Below are 18,716 nucleotides of genomic sequence, written 5' to 3' on the forward strand. Positions count from 1 at the left end.
TGCGGTGCAACGAACTGGTTATAATCATAGTAAGGCACAGCATAAGGGTAATGCGGTATTCCATATGGTACAAATGGAGCCGCTCGATATCCATAAGGTACAGGACCTCCGCAGCCGCAGTCATCCTGATGACTCGGAAAAGCTCCAGTATGAGGTATATTCTCTGCAAATTCTTGATTTTCCGCCGCCTCCGGGCTTACCCATTGACCGTGCGGTATTCCATAAGGTGCAGCATAAGGTGTCGGCGCCAATCCTGATCCTGGATATACAGGAGATACCGGATGGCATCCTAAGAATGGAAACGGTGGACAAAGAACAGGATATGGTACATATGGAACTACGGGTTGCGGACTGTATTGTATTGGTGAAACGTTTGGCAGAATGTTAGGTGCAACATTAGGCGGAATATTGGGCGGAATATTAGGTGCAACGTTTTCGTAACCATACGCTTCATCATATTCATCATCATCATCAAAATCTTCGTCATATTGTTGTGGGCTTACAAATTGATTCGGGGCAGGGTTCGGAATATTTGGCCAGACAGGCGCGTAATAAGGCTGCCATTGGGCTCCATAATATGGATTGACATTCGAAAATTGCGAATTCGTCATATCTTTGTTGTCCTCCTCTTTATTTTCTTCTCCTTTACCCAAAACTTCATGAAACACATTTTCAGGCTTTTTCGGAAGCTGCGGTTTGGAATCTTTTGAAGCATAGGGATGCGTTGGAGCCTTTTCCGCTTCTTCATGGATATTCATCATCGGCATATTGAGCATAAAATAATTGCTTACATCAGTTTTTTTCGGATAGTAAGGCTGATAAACTTTTGGAACGGGAGGCACATATGGCTTAGACGGCTTTTCCTTTGCTTCCGGTTCCTCCGTCTCAATAGGAGCAACAGGTTTTTCCTCTGCAAAAGGATGTTCCTTTGCTTCCTTTTTAAAAGCTACTTTTGGCACTTCTTTCTTTAATTCATGTTTCACTTCCTTTTTAATTGGCACATCGCCAGTTGGAATTTTTATTTTCATTCCTGGCATAATAAGATCAGGATTGCTCAATTGGGAATTCAACTTTTTTAACTCTTGGAAATCGACTCCATATTTTTGAGCAATTTTCCATAGTGTATCGCCTTTTTGAACAATGTGGATTTTCACTGTTTCCCCCTCCTGTGAAAACGTACTGCCTATACAACTTTCGAATCAAAACATTCATAAATCTTCTTCATCACAACTTATGCAAATTTTAGTGGGATTATGATTTAAAAATGAAGGCTAAGAAAAACGATCCTCTTTTTTAAAAGCCAATTGATATCGATATCAGTACACAGCTGCTGATTTATGCTGCAAAAATACAAAAATAAAAATACCCGGGGAGGGACCCCAGGCATTCAAATTGTTCTTCGTACTTTTGCTATCCCGTATGCATATGGGCAATTGCAATATTTTTCCTTTTTTATGAGCTATGATCCAGCATGCGATTTAATGCAAGAACTGCATACTCTTTAATTGATTCATCCACAATGATTTGATTAATTATTTTTCCTTTATCGATTGATTCCAGCGCCCAAACTAAGTGGGGCAGATCAATTCGATTCATTGTTAAACACGGACACATATATGGATTTAAAGAAAGAATCTCTTTGTCGGGATTATTTTGTATTAACCGATTCACTAGATTCATTTCTGTTCCGATTGCCCACTTGCTTCCTTTCGGGGAGTTTTGAATCGTATCAATAATATATTTCGTGGATCCCGAATAATCGGCCATCTGAACAACCTCAAATGTACATTCAGGATGAACGATAATTTTCATATCGGGATATTTGCTGCGAATATGTTCAATATTTTTTACTGTAAATTTCTCATGCACTGAGCAATGGCCTTTCCATAAGATGATGGCGACATCTTCCCTTGTTCCATCATAATGCAGCTTTTGTTCAATCGGATCCCAGACAGCCATCTTATTAAGGGGAATACCCAGTTTAAAGGCAGTATTTCTCCCTAAGTGCTGATCAGGTAAAAACAAAATTCTCTTTTTTTGCTTCAGCGCCCAAGCCAGCATCGTTTCAGCATTTGAGGAGGTTACCGTTGCTCCGCCATTTTTACCGACAAAAGCTTTAATCTCTGCTGATGAATTGACATATGTTAATGGCAAAATCGTGTCGTCAAAAAGCTCTTGCAGCTTGCTCCAAGCGGCTTCTGTTTGTTTGATATTTGCCATATCCGCCATCGAACAGCCAGCTCTCATATCCGGAAGAATCACCTTTTGATAAGGCGATGTCAGCATGTCTGCTGTTTCTGCCATAAAATGAACACCACAAAAGACAATATATTCGGCATCTTTTGTTTCTTGCGCTATTTGTGCCAGCTTTAACGAATCTCCTGTTACATCTGCAAATTGGATCACTTCGTCTTTTTGATAATGATGACCTGGGATCATCAGTCTTGTTCCGAATTTTCTTTTTAATTTCTATCACACGGTTTTCCAATTCTTCCACAGATCGATGTTTATAATCTTCAGGCATCATTTCTGTTTTTGAAGCATCCAACAATTCAAAAAGATTCATAGCTCATTCCTCCCCGAAAAAGATAAACTAATGTCTATTGAAGGTGCTGAATGGGTAATAAACCCAAGCGATATAAAATCAACATTTGTATCTTTGTAATCCGCTAAATTTTTTAACGTAATTCCGCCTGAAGCTTCTGTAATAATATCAGGCGGAGTCATATCAACAAATTTTTTCACTTGTTCAGGCGGGCAATTGTCAAACATGATAATATCGGGATGTACTGAAATTGCTTCTTTCAATTGCTCTTCCGTTTCAACCTCCACCTCAATTTTTACCATGTGACCGACCCGATTTCTTACCCTTTCAACTGCTTTTGTAATCGAACCGCAAAAGGCAATATGGTTGTCTTTAATCATCACCCCGTCATATAAACCAAATCTGTGATTATATCCTCCCCCTATGCGGACAGCATACTTTTCAAACATTCTCAGCCCAGGTGTTGTTTTTCTTGTATCACAAATTTTTGTATGCGTTGAATTTAACGTCAGCACCGCTTGTTTTGTCAAAGTTGCGATCCCGCTCATTCGCTGCAGCAGATTTAACACTACGCGCTCTCCTTGTAAGATGGAACGAATAGAACCTTTTATGACGGCAATCTCTTCCCCCGCTGTCAGCTCATGTCCATCTTTTACAAACATGTGAACTTCAAGGTTGGGGTTTAACATCGAAAAAGCGGTTTTCACCACGTTTTCTCCACAAAAAACTCCGCTTTGTTTTGCTTTTATGACGCCCGATCCTCGGTCGTTTTCTGAGAAAATCGCATCGCTGGACAAATCATTGTCTCCTATGTCCTCCATAAAAAATTGCTTCAATGCCTGCTCGAGTTTTATTTGATTCATGTTTCAACCGCCCCTATCCTTTGTTTGTACAATTCGTTTTTCCAGCCATTCAGGTTTTTCCCCTGGATAATCGATCCTGAAATGGCCGCCGCGGCTTTCCTTTCGTAAAAGAGCTCCTTTAGCTATTAAATATCCGGCTGTGATCATGTTAATCCGTTCGATTTCTTCAATTGAATAATTTATAGCATTTAATGGAAAATATTTGACATATCGCTTCAGCCATGAAACAGCCCATGCCAGTTCTCCATGTGTCCGTTCGATTCCAACCCATTTTGTCAATATTTTGCGTATTTCTCCTTTTTCTGGAACCTCTGTTTTTTCATGTTCGTTCCAATGGAAATCCCCAAAACTCTCCTGTGAAGACAGCCGCTGATCCAGTATAAATTTTGCAATCCTTTTTCCGAATACAAGACCTTCTAAAAGAGAATTTGATGCTAGACGATTTGCCCCGTGGACACCGGTACACGCCAATTCGCCTACAGCATAAAGCCGATCGATATTCGTTCTGCCGACTAAATCGGTTTCAATTCCGCCCATTAAAAAATGCATGCCAGGCACTACAGGAATTTTCTTCTCGCTCAAATTTACCCGATTTTGCCGACACATCTCAGCAATCGTCGGAAAACGTTCGGAAAAAAATTGAATTTCTGAAATATCCAAATACACTTGATGTCCATCCCGATATTTACGATAAATTGCGCGGACAACAACATCTCGAGGAGCCAAATCACCTAATGGGTGAATTTCGCTCATAAATCTTTGCCCCGTTTCATCGATCAATACAGCGCCTTCACCCCTGACCGCTTCAGAAATCAATCCTCTGCATGTCCCGTTTATATAAAGCATTGTTGGATGAAACTGTGTAAACTCCATATCGATCAGCCTGCATCCAGCCCGAAAAGCAATGGCAAGTCCGTCTCCCGTTGCGTTCGGATGATTGGATGTCCATTCATAAGCTTGACCGCAGCCGCCGGTTGCCAAAATAATATGGGAGGCTGTATAGACATGTATATTTTCATCTGCTGTTTTGGTAATAATGCCAACTGCCCTTCCGTCCTTTACAACGACATCACAAACAAACTGATATTCATTGATTGTTATCCGGTTTGTTATTTTTTTCAAAAAATGCTCTACCATTTTCCTTCCCGTCGCATCTCCTCCTGCATGGAGAATGCGGCGAAAGGAGTGCGCCCCTTCATTTCCTAAATCCACATTTCCTTGCTCGTCCTTGTCAAATGGAAAGCCCTCATCCATAAGGGATGAAATAATTTCCTTTCCTTCTTGTACGAGCAGCTCAACTGCTTCCTTTTTATTGTGGTAGCGCCCAGCATATAATGTATCTTCATAATGAAGGCAGCTATGATCATTTTCATGTATGGCACATGCAATTCCACCTTGAGCCAAATGAGAATTAGAACTAGTTTTCATCGTTTTTGTAATCATTAATATGTTCATTTTTTCACATAATTCGCTTGCAACCGTTAATGCGGCAATACCGCTTCCGACGATGATGACATCATAATGGGTCATCAACAACCCCCCTTATAAATTTACACATGTCTTGACACATATATTTACACAAAAATACAATATTGACAAGAGGAATTTTTCACAAAATTTTTAAGGCTTGAATAGAGAGGGGCGAAAACAATTGATATACTTTGATTTTGCAGCAACGACCCCCATGAGTGAAAAAGCGATTGCTTCATACACCGAAGCGGCAAAATTTGCTTACGGAAACTCAAGCAGTCTGCATGATATCGGCGGCAAAGCGTATGAACTATTGACAGCGTCAAGGAAAGCATTTGCAGCGTTATTAGGAGGAGATCCAAACGGTGTTTATTTTACTAGCGGCGGTTCTGAAGGCAACATACTGGCCATCCAATCATTATTAAATAGCACGCCAAACAAAAAGCATATTATTGCTTCTTCACTTGAACATGCATCCATTGACCATTATTTGTCTTTATTGCGTGCGAAAGGATATGACATTACATTTTTAAAGCATGATCAAAATGGAAATATTTTAATGGAGCATCTTGAAGAAGAAATCCGTGAAGATACGGCCCTTGTCACCATCCAGCACGGCAATTCCGAAATCGGAACAATTCAAAATATAAAGGAAATTGGCTTGTTTTTAAAAAAGAGGAAAATATACTTTCATACTGATTGTGTGCAAACGTTTGGAAAACTGTTGATTCCCGTCGATGAGATGAATGCTGATGCCTATACATTTTCTTCACATAAAATTTACGGTCCAAAGGGCGTAGGAGCAGTGTATATTCATCCAGCAGCAAGCTGGTCGCCAGTGATTCCCGGAACAACACATGAGGACGGATTTCGTCCAGGCACTGTCAACGTTCCAGGCATTTTTTCCTTTGTCACTGCCGCAAATGAGTTTTATAATCAAAGAGAGAAGCATTTTAACCAATTCATCAAGCTCAAGCAGCATTTGATCAGCCAATTAAAGAAACAGCTGCCCACGATAACGATTGTCAATGAAACGAAAAAAGAGGTTCTCCCAAATATTGTTGGTGTTGTCACAAACAGTTTAGAAGGTCAATTTGTAATGCTCGAATTGAACCGAAAAGGATTTGCGGTCTCAACTGGAAGCGCCTGTCAAGCTGGAAATAGTCATCCTTCTAAAACCCTTCTTTCAATCGGCTTTGACAAAGATTCCGCTCATCAATTTATTCGTATTTCCTTTGGAATTACAAATACAATCTCGGAAGTCGATGAGCTTATCAATGCGATTCTATCCATCGTTCGATAAGAGTTTTGAAAGGTTGGTGTTTATGGAAAAAATATTAGGGGACAAGCGGAGGGAAGTGATTCTCGAATGGTTGAAAAATGAAAATCGGCCGATCACGGGAGGGGAATTGGCCTCACGGACGAATGTCAGCCGTCAAGTCATCGTTCAAGATATTTCTCTTTTAAAAGCACTCGGAGAACCGATTTTAGCCACAAGTCAGGGATATATGTATTTAAAAGAAAGAACGAATGAGACAAAAAAAGCGAAACGTCTTATTGCCTGCAAGCACGCTCCGGAAAAAACAAAGGAGGAATTGAACATTATTGTTGATTACGGAGCGACTGTAAAAGATGTGATCGTTGAACATCCAGTGTACGGGGACTTGACCGCATCGATTATGGTAAGCAATCGAAAAGAAGTAGATGAGTTCATAAAAAAAATCGAAACAACAAACGCCTCTTATTTGTCGGAATTAACGAACGGCATTCATTTGCACACCATTCTTGCCGACAATGAAAAAACTTTAAATGATGTTTGTGCAGCTCTTGATCAAGCAGGATTTTTAATTCGTGACGATCATTGATTAATCAAGCCAGGCATCCTGCAATGGATGCTCGGCTTTTTTTATAGTTTATAAGCCGGAAAGCTTCCGAGAATCTTGACGCCGCAGCCTAAAGCCTCCAGTTCTTGGATTGCCCCGGGTATTAAAACATCATCCATTTTTGATTCTATATCTATAATAAACAAGTAATCTCCTAATCCCGTTTTCATTGGACGAGATTCAATTTTTGATAAATTCAGTTTTCTCCATGCAAATGCAGACAATACTTGATGCAGGGCGCCTACATGGTCTGTCGGCAACGTTACAACTAATGTCGTCTTTTCACCGACTTTATTATGGTGGTTATTTTCTATTTGAAAATCTTGATCCGGATGTAAAATAACAAATCGTGTATGGTTGTAATCATAATCGTGAATATTATATTTGACAATAGCTAAATCATACTCTTTTGCCGCCAACTCATTGGCAATGACAGCCATATTTTCTTCCGGATGTTGATGAATATATTCTGCAGCGGCTCCTGTCGATGTGGCATATTCGATCGAAACATCCGGCATATGCTCATGTAAAAATTTATGGCATTGTGCAATAGCATGTGAATGAGAAAATACTTTTTCGATTTTTTTCCAATCATCCTTCCTGCAAGGATGAACCATTAAATGCTGCTTGATTGGAACAACAATTTCACCGACAATATGCAGTGTATTTTCATGAATTAAATAATCAATTGTAAGATTGACCGACCCCTCAAGCGCGTTTTCAAGCGGAACAACAGCAATGTTTGTTTCTTGCTTGACGACTGCATCCATGACATGTGGAATCGTTCGGTAAGGGACTAGTTTTACATCGTTTTCAAAAAATTTTGAGACGGCCAAATGAGTAAATGTTGCTTTCGGTCCCAAATAGCTGATTTTCATCTGTATATCTTCCTTCCTAATTCTATGCACCTGAACTTAATAGTTCGACCTTTTCTACAAATTCTAGCTTCCGCAATTTTAATAATAAAACGTTCATATCCTCTTTCATTCCGTTCGTATTTAATGATAAAGTCACATTGGCTCTTCCTTGAATCGGAATGGTTTGGTGAATTGTCAGCACATTGCAGCCTGCTTCAGCCACAACTTTAAGCAAATGCGACAGCGTTCCGGAACGATCTTCTAAATGGAAAAACAACGTAATGATTTTTTCTTTGACAACAGTATGAAAAGGAAAAACCGCGTCTCTGTATTTATAAAACGCACTTCGGCTCAAGTCAACGAGCTGCACAGCTTCTTGAACGGACGAGACTTTGCCTCGTTCAAGAAGCTTTTTCACTTCGAGCGTTTTTTTCATTGCTTCCGGCAGCACATCTTCCCTTACCAAATAAAAAATTTCGTCTTTCATCTACCGTCTCCTTTCCCACCCATATGCGATGAAGCATGAAGGACACAGATTTTATGTGCAAAATGTTTTATTCAATGAATTCAAATTCAAATTCCAGCAGCCTGACTGTATCCCCGTCTTTTGCACCGCGCTCTCTTAATGCGTCGTCTACCCCCATTTTGCGAAGCTGTCTTGCAAAACGGCGAACGGATTCGTCTCTTGAAAAATCGGTCATTTTAAACAGCTTTTCAACTTTTTCACCTGATAAAATAAACGCTCCATCGCTGTCACGGCTGATGGTAAAGCTCGGCTTTTCATCCTTTAATGTATACACGACGCGATTCGGAGCAGATGTTTCCGTTTCGTCAAAGTAAAGAGGGAATTCCGGTGTTTTTTCCAGTAAATCGGCAATAGCAAATAACAGCTCGCGAATTCCTTGGCGTGTAACGGCTGATATTGGAAAAATGCTGACATTTTTGTCTTGCAGCTTTCTTTTAAATTGTGAAAGATTTTCAGCAGCATTTGGCATATCCATTTTGTTGGCGACAACAATTTGCGGCCGCTCCGTCAGCCTTAAATTATATTGTTTTAATTCTTCATTGATCGTCAGGTAATCCTCATACGGATCACGGCCTTCCATTGCGGACATATCAATGACATGAACGATGACTCTTGTTCTTTCAATATGACGCAAAAATTGATGTCCAAGACCTACTCCTTGATGAGCGCCTTCAATAAGACCCGGTAAATCTGCCATCACAAAACTGCGTCCGTCTTCGGTCTCAACAACACCTAAATTCGGCACAATCGTTGTAAAATGGTAGGCAGCGATTTTTGGTTTAGCACTTGATACAACTGATAAAAGAGTGGACTTCCCAACGCTCGGAAATCCGACAAGCCCGACATCAGCCAAAAGCTTTAATTCCAATGTTACATATCGTTCTTCGCCCGGCTCCCCTTTTTCGCATATTTCAGGCGCCGGATTCGTTGGCGAGGCAAATCGGGTGTTTCCTCTGCCGCCCCGTCCTCCTTTGGCAATCACGCTTCTTTGCCCGTGCTCGGTTAAATCTGCGATCACTTCTTTTGTATCATCATCTATTACAACAGTACCGGGAGGAACTTTCACAACAAGGGGTTCGGCATTTTTCCCGTGCTGATTTTTAGACATCCCGTTTTCGCCTTTTGGAGCTTTAAAATGTTTTTTATAGCGAAAATCCATTAACGTCCGGAGACCTTCATCCACTTCAAAAATCACATCTCCGCCCTTTCCGCCGTCTCCCCCTGCAGGGCCTCCTTTCGGAACATATTTTTCACGGCGGAAAGCAACCATGCCGTTCCCGCCATCTCCGCCCTTCACATATACCTTCACTTGATCGACAAACATTGAACTTCAGCCTCCTTTCATTGTTTCATCACGACTTACTGACCATCAATGTAAATTCATATGTATCAAAATGTATTTGTTGAATGGTGATTGCATCTGATTGGTACTGCTCTAAAAATGTTAAAAGAGTCTTATCATCCGTTAGTATACCATTAAAATCATAAAAGAACCGGACATTGTTTTCTGTTTTAAAGAGTTCTAATGTTACGGTTATATGATTTTCTTGTTTTTTATCAATATTTTGATTAAGGATTTGAAAAAGATCTGTTGTAAAATGGAACATTTCCTCATCTAGACCAGAACAATCCATCGCTTCCCCTAACACTTCATAATCCAAAATGAGAAGGTGTCCTTTCCAGTTATATGTTAAAAGCAGCTCTGCAAAACTGGGCATGTTTAAATTGCAAAGTTTTGATTCTTGCTTTGCTTCCACGACAATTTCATCAATAATTTCCTTCACCCGATCGTATTTTTTTAATGATAAATGGCCTTTAATTAATTGCAATTTATTCATCCAATCATGTCTGGAGTGGCTTAATGCGTCAACAATACTCCATCTCTCTCTTTGATCAGCCATGGTTCCACTCCCATCAAGCTATCTTTTTAAACATGTACAAAAATTATATCAACTTTCCATTAAAAAAACACCGAAAAAGAAAACTCTAACCAAAAAGGCTAGAGTTTTTCAAGTGTTTGCTTATGCTTCTTTTGCTATCGGATACACGCTGACTTTTTTCTTGTCGCGTCCATATCGTTCAAAACGGACGATGCCGTCTACTTTCGCATAAAGCGTATCATCCCCGCCGCGGCCAACATTCAAACCAGGATAAACTTTTGTACCTCTTTGACGATAAAGAATGGAGCCGCCTGTAACAAATTGACCGTCCGCACGTTTTGCACCTAATCGTTTTGCGATGGAATCACGTCCGTTTTTCGTGGACCCAACTCCTTTTTTCGATGCGAAAAATTGAAGATCCAATTTTAGCATGAGTGCCACCTCCTAATCTTTTTTTGTAACGATTCGAATAAACTTTCCATACCCTCGCTCGATCGTTTGTAATGAAACAAGCATTCCTTCAAGCAATAATTGGATTTTTTCAAATGAATCCGTGTCAACTTGATCAGGAACCTGTACGTGCAAAAATCCGCCTTCTTCCGATTGTTCAACATTCATATCGACATTGGCTAAAGCTTTGATCGCATTTACTGCTCCAAAAGAAACAGCTGAAGCGCCTGCACATACGATGTCCTTCCCGTGCTCTGCGAAGTCCGCATGCCCTTTCATTGTAAACGACCGGATGAATCCTTCTTTCGAACGATGGATGGTCACATGTATCATATGAAACAGCCTTTATTATGCATTAATTTTTTCAATGACAACTTTTGTGTACGGTTGGCGATGACCTTGTTTTCTACGGTAATTTTTTTTCGGTTTATATTTAAAAACGATAATTTTCTTACCTCGGCCATGCTTTTCAACTTTTGCCGTAACCGTAGCTCCTTCTACCAGCGGGTTACCTACCTTTACGTTGTCTCCTCCAACGAAAAGCACCTTGTCAAAAGTAACTGTTTCACCTTCTTGAGCGTCTAATTTTTCCACATAAATGGCTTGACCCTCTTCAACTTTCACTTGTTTCCCGCCAGTTTCAATGATTGCGTACATATTCTGCACCTCCTATTTAACTAAGACTCGCCAGATTAGGGTGTCGGATAACCGAGCTTCAAACCCAAACTGAGCGGTTGTAGCACGGGTGCTACAAAAAACAATAACAAATTGATCTTAACAAAATATGAATGTATATGTCAATACATTTTGGAGATCCGTAAAGCCACTTCCTCTTCTGTTCCCCATTGGCGAATTTCGAATCCTTTTACATGATCGGAAGGACTGAAGAAAATCTTCATGCCTATTAGTTCTTCAAGCTTTTTTAAATGTTTCTCATATTCACATGTAAAAAAATCGCAAACTTCTGGGGCCGCTTCTACAAGGACGGCTTCGTCATCTGATCCAGCATGTTCAAGAAGGGTTCTTTCAAGTTCAAAAGCAATGCTTTCAACCGTCCTTTTTCTTCCTGTTCCGCCGCATGCTGGACATGGTTCGAGCAAAAGCTCGGAAAGAGATTTTCGAGTTTTTTTCCTTGTTAATTGCAATATATTTAATTCGGTAAAACCGATGACTTTTGTGAAAATGCGGTCCTTTTCCAATTCTTTTTGAAACAATCTCAAAATCCGGCTTCTATCTTTTTTCTCCATATCAATAAAATCGATCAAAATGATGCCGCTCAAATTTCTTAATCTTAACTGCCGGGCAATTTCTTTTGCCGCCTCCTCATTGGTTTTTAAAACCGTATCTCGGTACGTATTTTTCCCCGAAAATTTCCCTGTATTAACATCAATGACAATCATTGCTTCCGTTTCTTCAATTACGATAAACGCGCCGTTTTTTAACCAAACAATTTTTTTCAGCGCCTTTTCGATTTCATGTTCGATTGCATAATAAGAAAAAATATTTTCGTTTTCGGAATAAAAATCAATGGAAAATGGGAACAAATCTCCGTAATTTTTTTTCAATTCTTTTACAGTGCTTATGTCATCAATGACAATTTCATCCAATACATGCGGTGAAATTTCAGCGATAATTTGCTCTACAAAACTTTCTGAACCGAATAATAAGCTTGGCACTTTTTTGCTTTTCAGCTGTTGTTCAAAACTGCTCAGCATGTCATCGAACCATTTTTTTATTGTTTGGTCATCCGCTCTTTCCGCAGCAGTTCGGAAAACGATGCCCCCTTTGTTTGAGCATAACGTTTCCCCGAGAAGCTGCAATCTTTTTCTTTCTTCCTGGGAAATAATTTTTTTGGAAATTGCTACCGTGCGGCCAAAGGGCTGATATACAAAAAAAGGGGATCGCAATTCAATATTCATTGTGACTTTAGGGCCTTTAAATTCTCCTGATTCTTTTACAACTTGAACGATTACCTCTTCACCTTGAGAAATAAAATGCCGGACATTTTTATTTTTTAATGCCTCATTCGTTCGGGACGTCTCAAAATATGACATAATGTCATTCCGGTGAAGATAGCCGTTTCTTCCCTGACCTAAATCAACAAAAACAGCCTCCATACCAGGAAGGACTTTTGTTACTTTTCCTTTATAAATGTTGCCGACAATCGTGTTTTTTTCTTTTATCCATACTTCCGCCAGTCGTCCGTTTTCCAATAATGCAATGCGTTCATCATCCGTTTTTTTATTTATAATTAATTGCCGCAACCCAACAACCTCTTTTCATGTATTGTTTCCTATTTCAATATCATGTTTTCCTGCAGGCGTCAATAAACGTACTGTAAATCGCCCATTTTTCTGTCCGTCTTTTTTTCCGAAAAAAAACTGTGCAGCAGCTCATTTTCATCAAGCTGAAAAAGTTTTTTTCCATCGTCCTCCACTATAATAGGGTGCTTGCAACCCCGCTGAAATTTCAGCAGCACGTGGTAAATCAAATCATCGCGATCAACAATGATCGGCTTTAACACCGTGAACGCTTGATGATTTCCATAATACCTTTCCATCAAGAAGCGAATATATACAAATTGTCTTTGTTTATATTCCGTATAAATGGAGTGGACGATAAAGGCTGCGATAATCCACCCGCTTAAAAGAGTAGGGTTAAAAAAAAGCAAAAAAAGGAACAAACATGAAAAAACAACTGCAGATATGCGAAGCATTTCCTTATGAGCAACTGAAAAAGGTTTTTGTTTGCTCAGCAAAATAAAAAGAAGCTTTCCTCCATCAAGGGGCCAAATGGGAACAAGATTAAAAAGGAAAATAGACATATTAAAAAAAATAAACATTTCATATGTAGAGTCGTTTATGAAATTCGCTTCCCAAAAAATCCATGCAGCTATTTGCATCCATAAATGCTGAATCGGTCCAGATATAACAACAAACAGATCTTCTTTCAAGGGACGATTTCCATGCTCCTCCATTTCCACTACACCGCCAAAAGGAAGAAGCTGAATGGACTTGATCCTCCATGAAAAAAAACTGGCGCAAACAGCATGCCCCATTTCATGAATAAAAACTATTGAGAAAAGGATGCAAAGAGCTTTAAATTGCGCTGTCATTGCTCCGATTGCAATCAACACCCAAAAGATAGGATGAATATGTATTTTCGACAATAAGGAAAAATATTTATTCAAATGAGATCACCTGACTCGGGTCAATAAATGTGTCGCCCTTTTTTATGGCAAAATAGTATGTTCCGTGCTGGTTTTGGCTTTGCTTTACTTTGCCTACAGGTTTTCCCGTTTCGACAAAGTCATACAGCGCTACATTTAGCTCTTCCAGGTTCCCATACCAGGTTTCTATTCCATCAGCATGTTGAATCACCACAGTCAGACCAGTATCCTCCTTCTTTCCAGCTTCAATAACAATTCCTTCATTCATGGCCTCTACCGTTTTATTATTTGTTTCGATCATCACGCCTTGCCCGGTATCTTTAAAGCTCTGAAGCACCTTTCCTGATGCCGGAACCGCATATTGACTTTCTTTAGATCCACTTTCTTCTTTCGATTGTTTTTTCAAAAACGCTAATGGATTCCCAAATTGTTCTTCGTACCATTTGGAAACATATGCAAAGTTAAACTCCTTTTCCATCATATGGCTGACGAAATCTCTAGCTTTCAGAAATTCTGCCCGGTCATTTTTAAAAATAATACCGATCATCAGGACGATGCAGGCAGAGATTAGCAATTTTGTTATAAAAACGTCCGAACGGAACAATGGATGAAAATTTTTACTTCCTTCTGCCTCTACATAAAGAGGGGAGTCCGCGTCAACTTGCACGTTTTCTTGTGTGATTTGATTGATAAATGGAACAGATATATCATCACTGCTGCTTGAACTGCTCGAAAGCATGCTGTTCATTCTTTTTCGTTTACGCTTTGCTATTCGTTTTTTTATTTCTTTTGCTCGACGATTCATCATCCATCATCCTTTTGCAATTTTGTACAAGTTTATGCCCTGTCCTTACCGTTTATGACAATAAAGCCATTTTGCATTTCTTAAAGCGATATCTAGGAAAATGTTTATCTTTGACCTTGATAAAGAACTTTTACCTACAAGCCAAAATTCTCCTAGTAAGCAGGTTCTTCACTCTTTTCTGATTCAAAGGAAAAATAAAATATGGCGCTATCCACTGAAAAGCAAAATTTTGAAATCAAAAAGAAGACCACAAAATGCTTTTGTCGTCTTCTTTTTGAAATAGTAGTATATGGTGAATTAACACAAAAGCTAGACTGCCTCTTATTTGAAGCCGCTTAACGAAATAGGTTGACTAGTTCATTGATCGATAAAATGAAAAATAAAACAATATTTAAACTCAAAAGTACGTTGAAAAACCATTTATTTCGATCTTCCTTATGAGGAAGATGCTTTTTACTATTAAGCAAATAGATAAGGGTCAGCGCCAGAAAGGGCATAAATAGCGCACCAAGGGCACCATACAAAATAATGAGGCTCACAGGTTTTCCTATAAAATGCAAGAGCATTGGCGGGAATGTTAACCAAAAAACAAAAAATTTATAAGCTTTTGTCTTACTTAATTGTTCTTTATTCACATCATGTTTTTTAACAGTATAGACAAAATCAGCAAATAAATAAGAGACGCCATTCCAAACACCTAATACTGATGTAAAGGAAGCTGACCAAAAACCGATGAGAAATAAGATGCGTACAGTTGGGGACAGCTCGTTTCCTAAAATGGTAGCAAATGATACGAGACCTTGCTCACCGTTAATGTTTGTATTCGTTCCATATAGTAATGCAGCCCCTAAAATTAATAAAGAAATTGTAAAAACTGCTGTAGTAATATAGGCAATCATGGAGTCAAATCTAACGTAGCGGAGATAGGATCGATCCTTCCAATTGTTTTCCTGCAGCCAATAGCCATAAGACGCCATGGTAATGGATCCGCCAACTCCCCCAATTAATCCGAGTGCGTAAAGCAGTGACCCTTTCGGCAACGCCGGAACAGCAGTGTCCATGATATCAGAAAGTTCCGGCAGAACAATAACAGCTGAGCCGACAACCGAAATAAACATAAGTAGAATTAAAAGATTCATAACTTTTTCAAATAGCTTATATTGCCCCATCCATGTTAATAAAAAACCTAACAAACCGCTTATAACCGCCCATACCCATAAAGGCAAGACAGGAAATAATGCAGACAGAGCCAATGCACAAGATGAAGTCGCAGCCGCTCCATAAACAAATCCCCAAATAACCGAATAAACGCCAAAATAGCTTGTTGCCCATAATCCCATAGAATGCCAGCCTTCTAAAATAGTTTTTCCAGTCAGCAAATGATATCGGCCAACACCCTCATTTAAGGCAAATTTTAAAATAGCCCCGATAATGATTGCCCATAAAAAGACAAGCCCAAAATTTGTACCGGCAACTAAGGCAGCAACTAGATCACCGGCTCCGACGCCCGTTGCTGCGACAATTAACCCCGGACCAACGGCCGGCCATTTTTTTTTTTGTTGATTTGCCATGTTCCATCACTGTCACCTTCCATCTGAGATTTGAACGTAGAAATGAGTCATCTAACATTTCTTATGAATGATCTTTCTCACTAGGGAATATAAATGTGCATGAATCAATTGCTGGATGAACATATTTTCGCATCATGCTGTTATATCTAGTTTTAGCAATTGTTCATCCATGCGAAACTTTCTCATTTATAGTTCTTATGTAAAGAATTCATATTTTATTAATTGAATATTCTGTATTTTTAAGTCGATCGTTTTCATTGCTCTTGTATCAGCTGTTTGAAATGATTTCTCGCACCTGTCTCCTTCCCTTTGTAAACGATTACGACTGTAGAAATAAACATTTACATATCACTTCAATTTTGAAATAATTCTAATTGAAAATCATTATTATTAAGGAGGCATCAGAAATACCAATGGAAACATACAAAGTAGCCAATATAATTAAAGAGCGTCGATCGATTAAAGAATTTAAGAAAGATCCAATCCCTAAAGAAGTAATATGTGAATTATTAAATACGGCTGTTTGGGCTCCTAATCATGGATTAAGAGAGCCATGGCGGTTCGTGCTGTTTATGAATGAAGGAAAAGAAAAATTAGTTGCTGCTATTGCACAAGAAACGAACAATGGAAAAAATATCGATCGATTACGAGAAAAGCTGCTGCCGATTCCAGCACATTTATTGGTAATCATGAAAGAGGATCCGCGTCAAAAGCAGTGGGAGGAGGATTTAAAAGCGACAAGTGCATTAATCCAAAATTTTCAACTAGCTGCATGGGAAAAAGGTATTGGCGTTATATGGAAAACAGGTGCTTATATTTATTCACCATCTTTCCGACAAAAAGTTGGAGTAGAACCAGGAGAAAAAATTGTCGGCCTTCTACATATTGGCTATCCTGCCTCAATCCCAGAACCAAAACAGCGGACAAACGCAGAAGAAAAATTGACGATTATTGAATCATATTGAAAGGGAAAAGATTCAAGAGGAAATATTTTGTACAGCCTTCAAAAAATCTCCCACCTCAAGAGATAGAAGAAAAAAACGATCAGCAGGTGGGAGATATATCAGTGTGATGGCAGTGATTCTAATGTGTGCAAAGAAAAAAGCTAATGCTTTATTCAAGGAAGTGTGATTTTTAAATTGATTAGGATTAAGCACGTACTCCAAAAAATTTTTTGATTTTTGCGATAACACCTTTTTCAGGCTCATCTAATGATTGAAGCGGAACCGCTTCACCTAAAATTCTTCTCGCAATATTGCGGTAGGCAATGGAAGCACGATTGTCAGGGTTCATTACAATCGGTTCACCATTATTAGACGCTTTTATTACCTCATCATCATCAATTACAATCCCCAACAAATCAATAGAAAGATGGCTGACAATTTCATCGACATCCAGCATATCACCGTTTTTCATTAAATGATTTCGGATCCGATTAATAATTAATCGTGGCGGCTCAATATCTTCCTTCTCCAGCAAACCGATAATTCGATCCGCATCTCTCACAGCGGAAACTTCTGGTGTTGTCACGACAATCGCTTGATCCGCACCGGATACGGCATTTTTATATCCTTGTTCAATCCCGGCAGGACAGTCGATAATAATATAATCAAAATCTTGTTTTAGCTGATCAATTAATTTTTTCATCTGCTCAGGTGTTACGGCAGTTTTATCGCTAGTTTGCGCTGCAGGCAGCAAATAAAGAAAATCATTAAAGCGTTTATCTTTTACGAGAGCTTGATGAATTTTGCATCGTTCTTGGACAACATCAACTAAATCATAAATAATCCTGTTTTCCAATCCCATGACAACATCGAGGTTCCGCAAGCCGATATCTGTATCAACTAGACAAACTTTCTTTCCCATAATGGCAAGGGCTGTACCAACATTTGCAGAAGTTGTTGTTTTGCCGACCCCGCCCTTGCCAGAAGTGACCACAATTGCCTCACCCATTCATTATTCCCCCTTCAAGCCTAGTTAAATTGGGTCTCAGATGAGCTAATTGTTGAATCCGTTCAATAATGATTGTCCCATTTTCATCAATATATGCGCATTCCATATCATTTCGAAATGATGGCTCCTTCTGATCGGGTGGCCTACTTAAAATATCGGAGATCCTCAGCTGTGTCGGCTTCATCAAGGAGGCGGCAATCACTGCATTTCGATTCCCTTCAAAACCAGCATGAGCTATGCCTTTTAAAGCCCCCATGACAAAAATATTGCCCGTTGCCATGACTGTCCCGCCAGGATTGACATCTCCTATCAGCAACAAATCCCCTCTAATTTTCAACACTTGCCCAGAACGGACGACTTTAGCAACTGAGATAACATCTGCTTCCTCTTTCCACTTCAACGCCTCTTCCTTTGAGATGACATTTGAATCAATTGCATCGACAATTAAATTTCTTTTTTTTCTTATTACGTCTTTTATTTTCTCCTCTTGTTCCTCCGTCAAAAAACGATTTCCAGCCTTTATCGTCACCCTGATCATCGGTTCATTTTCCTGAACATACTGCCTTTTGGAGAGCATCGAATCCAGTTCATTCACAATATCATGAAACGAACAGGAATCATCTAAATATAATGTCAATCCATCCTTTGTGCCTTTAATCGTTACATAATATGGTCTTTGAGCTTTCACGAAGTTCACCCCAACAAAAATCTATTTCGACAGCAATAACAAAAACTCCTCTATCA

At 39.3% G+C, this 18,716-nt stretch carries 18 protein-coding genes, 2 pseudogenes and 1 other annotated feature; of the genes and pseudogenes, 3 read left to right on the forward strand and 17 right to left on the reverse strand.

Annotated elements, in window-relative coordinates; all coding sequences use genetic code 11:
• Window positions 1-1,006: 1,006 nt before the first annotated feature.
• The 4 genes and pseudogenes from safA to nadB form a co-directional block, all read right to left on the reverse strand.
• Window positions 1,007-1,154 (reverse strand): annotated as a pseudogene (gene safA, locus ACVIJU_RS14500) (SafA/ExsA family spore coat assembly protein); the annotation flags it as partial.
• A 298-nt stretch (window positions 1,155-1,452) separates the two neighbouring features.
• Window positions 1,453-2,566 (reverse strand): annotated as a pseudogene (gene nadA, locus ACVIJU_RS14505) (quinolinate synthase NadA).
• Window positions 2,563-3,408 (reverse strand): carboxylating nicotinate-nucleotide diphosphorylase, encoded by an 846-nt coding sequence (nadC, locus tag ACVIJU_RS14510; protein ID WP_117016761.1) that lies wholly within the window; start codon window positions 3,406-3,408, stop codon window positions 2,563-2,565. The pseudogene nadA and the gene nadC overlap by 4 nt, the downstream one beginning before the upstream one ends.
• Window positions 3,409-3,411: 3 nt before the next feature.
• Window positions 3,412-4,938, reverse strand: coding sequence for an L-aspartate oxidase (gene nadB, locus ACVIJU_RS14515; RefSeq protein ID WP_456687710.1), 1,527 nt, complete (start codon window positions 4,936-4,938; stop codon window positions 3,412-3,414).
• 154 nt (window positions 4,939-5,092) lie between these two features.
• Between nadB and ACVIJU_RS14520 the strand changes: the two genes are divergently transcribed.
• The gene (locus ACVIJU_RS14520) at window positions 5,093-6,181 is read left to right on the forward strand and encodes an IscS subfamily cysteine desulfurase (protein ID WP_240326727.1); all 1,089 of its coding nucleotides are present in this window, start codon (window positions 5,093-5,095) and stop codon (window positions 6,179-6,181) included.
• A gap of 22 nt (window positions 6,182-6,203) precedes the next feature.
• The gene (locus ACVIJU_RS14525; RefSeq protein ID WP_162876994.1) at window positions 6,204-6,743 is read left to right on the forward strand and encodes a transcription repressor NadR; all 540 of its coding nucleotides are present in this window, start codon (window positions 6,204-6,206) and stop codon (window positions 6,741-6,743) included.
• A gap of 41 nt (window positions 6,744-6,784) precedes the next feature.
• On the opposite strand, the gene pheA is transcribed toward ACVIJU_RS14525, so the two are convergent.
• The 11 genes from pheA to ACVIJU_RS14580 form a co-directional block, all read right to left on the reverse strand.
• Entirely contained in the window at window positions 6,785-7,639 is an 855-nt protein-coding gene (gene pheA / locus ACVIJU_RS14530) for a prephenate dehydratase (protein ID WP_063387959.1), read from the reverse strand.
• A 22-nt stretch (window positions 7,640-7,661) separates the two neighbouring features.
• Window positions 7,662-8,105 (reverse strand): ACT domain-containing protein, encoded by a 444-nt coding sequence (locus ACVIJU_RS14535; protein ID WP_063387958.1) that lies wholly within the window; start codon window positions 8,103-8,105, stop codon window positions 7,662-7,664.
• Window positions 8,106-8,172: 67 nt separating this feature from the next.
• Complete coding sequence (obgE, locus tag ACVIJU_RS14540) at window positions 8,173-9,468, reverse strand: GTPase ObgE (protein ID WP_063387957.1); 1,296 nt, start codon at window positions 9,466-9,468, stop codon at window positions 8,173-8,175.
• Window positions 9,469-9,496: 28 nt separating this feature from the next.
• Window positions 9,497-10,045 carry a Spo0B C-terminal domain-containing protein gene (locus tag ACVIJU_RS14545; protein ID WP_066249564.1) on the reverse strand — a complete coding sequence of 183 codons (549 nt, stop codon included), beginning with the start codon at window positions 10,043-10,045 and terminating at the stop codon, window positions 9,497-9,499.
• Window positions 10,046-10,165: 120 nt separating this feature from the next.
• Window positions 10,166-10,456 carry a 50S ribosomal protein L27 gene (gene rpmA / locus ACVIJU_RS14550; protein WP_063387955.1) on the reverse strand — a complete coding sequence of 97 codons (291 nt, stop codon included), beginning with the start codon at window positions 10,454-10,456 and terminating at the stop codon, window positions 10,166-10,168.
• Window positions 10,457-10,468: 12 nt separating this feature from the next.
• Window positions 10,469-10,807: a ribosomal-processing cysteine protease Prp gene (locus tag ACVIJU_RS14555; protein WP_063387954.1), complete on the reverse strand. Its 339-nt coding sequence runs from the start codon at window positions 10,805-10,807 to the stop codon at window positions 10,469-10,471.
• Window positions 10,808-10,822: 15 nt separating this feature from the next.
• On the reverse strand, window positions 10,823-11,131 hold the full coding sequence (rplU, locus tag ACVIJU_RS14560) for a 50S ribosomal protein L21 (RefSeq protein ID WP_063387953.1): 309 nt from the start codon (window positions 11,129-11,131) through the stop codon (window positions 10,823-10,825).
• A 13-nt stretch (window positions 11,132-11,144) separates the two neighbouring features.
• Window positions 11,145-11,220, reverse strand: a sequence feature (ribosomal protein L21 leader region).
• A gap of 51 nt (window positions 11,221-11,271) precedes the next feature.
• On the reverse strand, window positions 11,272-12,738 hold the full coding sequence (locus ACVIJU_RS14565; RefSeq protein ID WP_117016765.1) for an Rne/Rng family ribonuclease: 1,467 nt from the start codon (window positions 12,736-12,738) through the stop codon (window positions 11,272-11,274).
• Window positions 12,739-12,797: 59 nt separating this feature from the next.
• On the reverse strand, window positions 12,798-13,664 hold the full coding sequence (locus ACVIJU_RS14570) for a M50 family metallopeptidase (protein ID WP_117016766.1): 867 nt from the start codon (window positions 13,662-13,664) through the stop codon (window positions 12,798-12,800).
• Window positions 13,657-14,451 carry a M23 family metallopeptidase gene (locus ACVIJU_RS14575; protein WP_117016767.1) on the reverse strand — a complete coding sequence of 265 codons (795 nt, stop codon included), beginning with the start codon at window positions 14,449-14,451 and terminating at the stop codon, window positions 13,657-13,659. The genes ACVIJU_RS14570 and ACVIJU_RS14575 overlap by 8 nt, the downstream gene beginning before the upstream one ends.
• A 332-nt stretch (window positions 14,452-14,783) precedes the next feature.
• On the reverse strand, window positions 14,784-16,019 hold the full coding sequence (locus ACVIJU_RS14580) for an Nramp family divalent metal transporter (RefSeq protein ID WP_063387949.1): 1,236 nt from the start codon (window positions 16,017-16,019) through the stop codon (window positions 14,784-14,786).
• A 413-nt stretch (window positions 16,020-16,432) separates the two neighbouring features.
• Between ACVIJU_RS14580 and ACVIJU_RS14585 the strand changes: the two genes are divergently transcribed.
• Complete coding sequence (locus tag ACVIJU_RS14585) at window positions 16,433-16,984, forward strand: nitroreductase family protein (RefSeq protein ID WP_063387948.1); 552 nt, start codon at window positions 16,433-16,435, stop codon at window positions 16,982-16,984.
• A 184-nt stretch (window positions 16,985-17,168) separates the two neighbouring features.
• On the opposite strand, the gene minD is transcribed toward ACVIJU_RS14585, so the two are convergent.
• A complete protein-coding gene (gene minD, locus ACVIJU_RS14590; RefSeq protein ID WP_063387946.1) occupies window positions 17,169-17,972 on the reverse strand; it encodes a septum site-determining protein MinD in 804 nt (267 codons plus the stop codon).
• On the reverse strand, window positions 17,965-18,669 hold the full coding sequence (gene minC / locus ACVIJU_RS14595; protein ID WP_082829524.1) for a septum site-determining protein MinC: 705 nt from the start codon (window positions 18,667-18,669) through the stop codon (window positions 17,965-17,967). Before minC ends, minD begins: the two co-directional genes overlap by 8 nt.
• Between the last annotated feature and the right edge of the window lie 47 nt (window positions 18,670-18,716).

It is taken from the genome of Aeribacillus sp. SP014, from assembly GCF_054055575.1.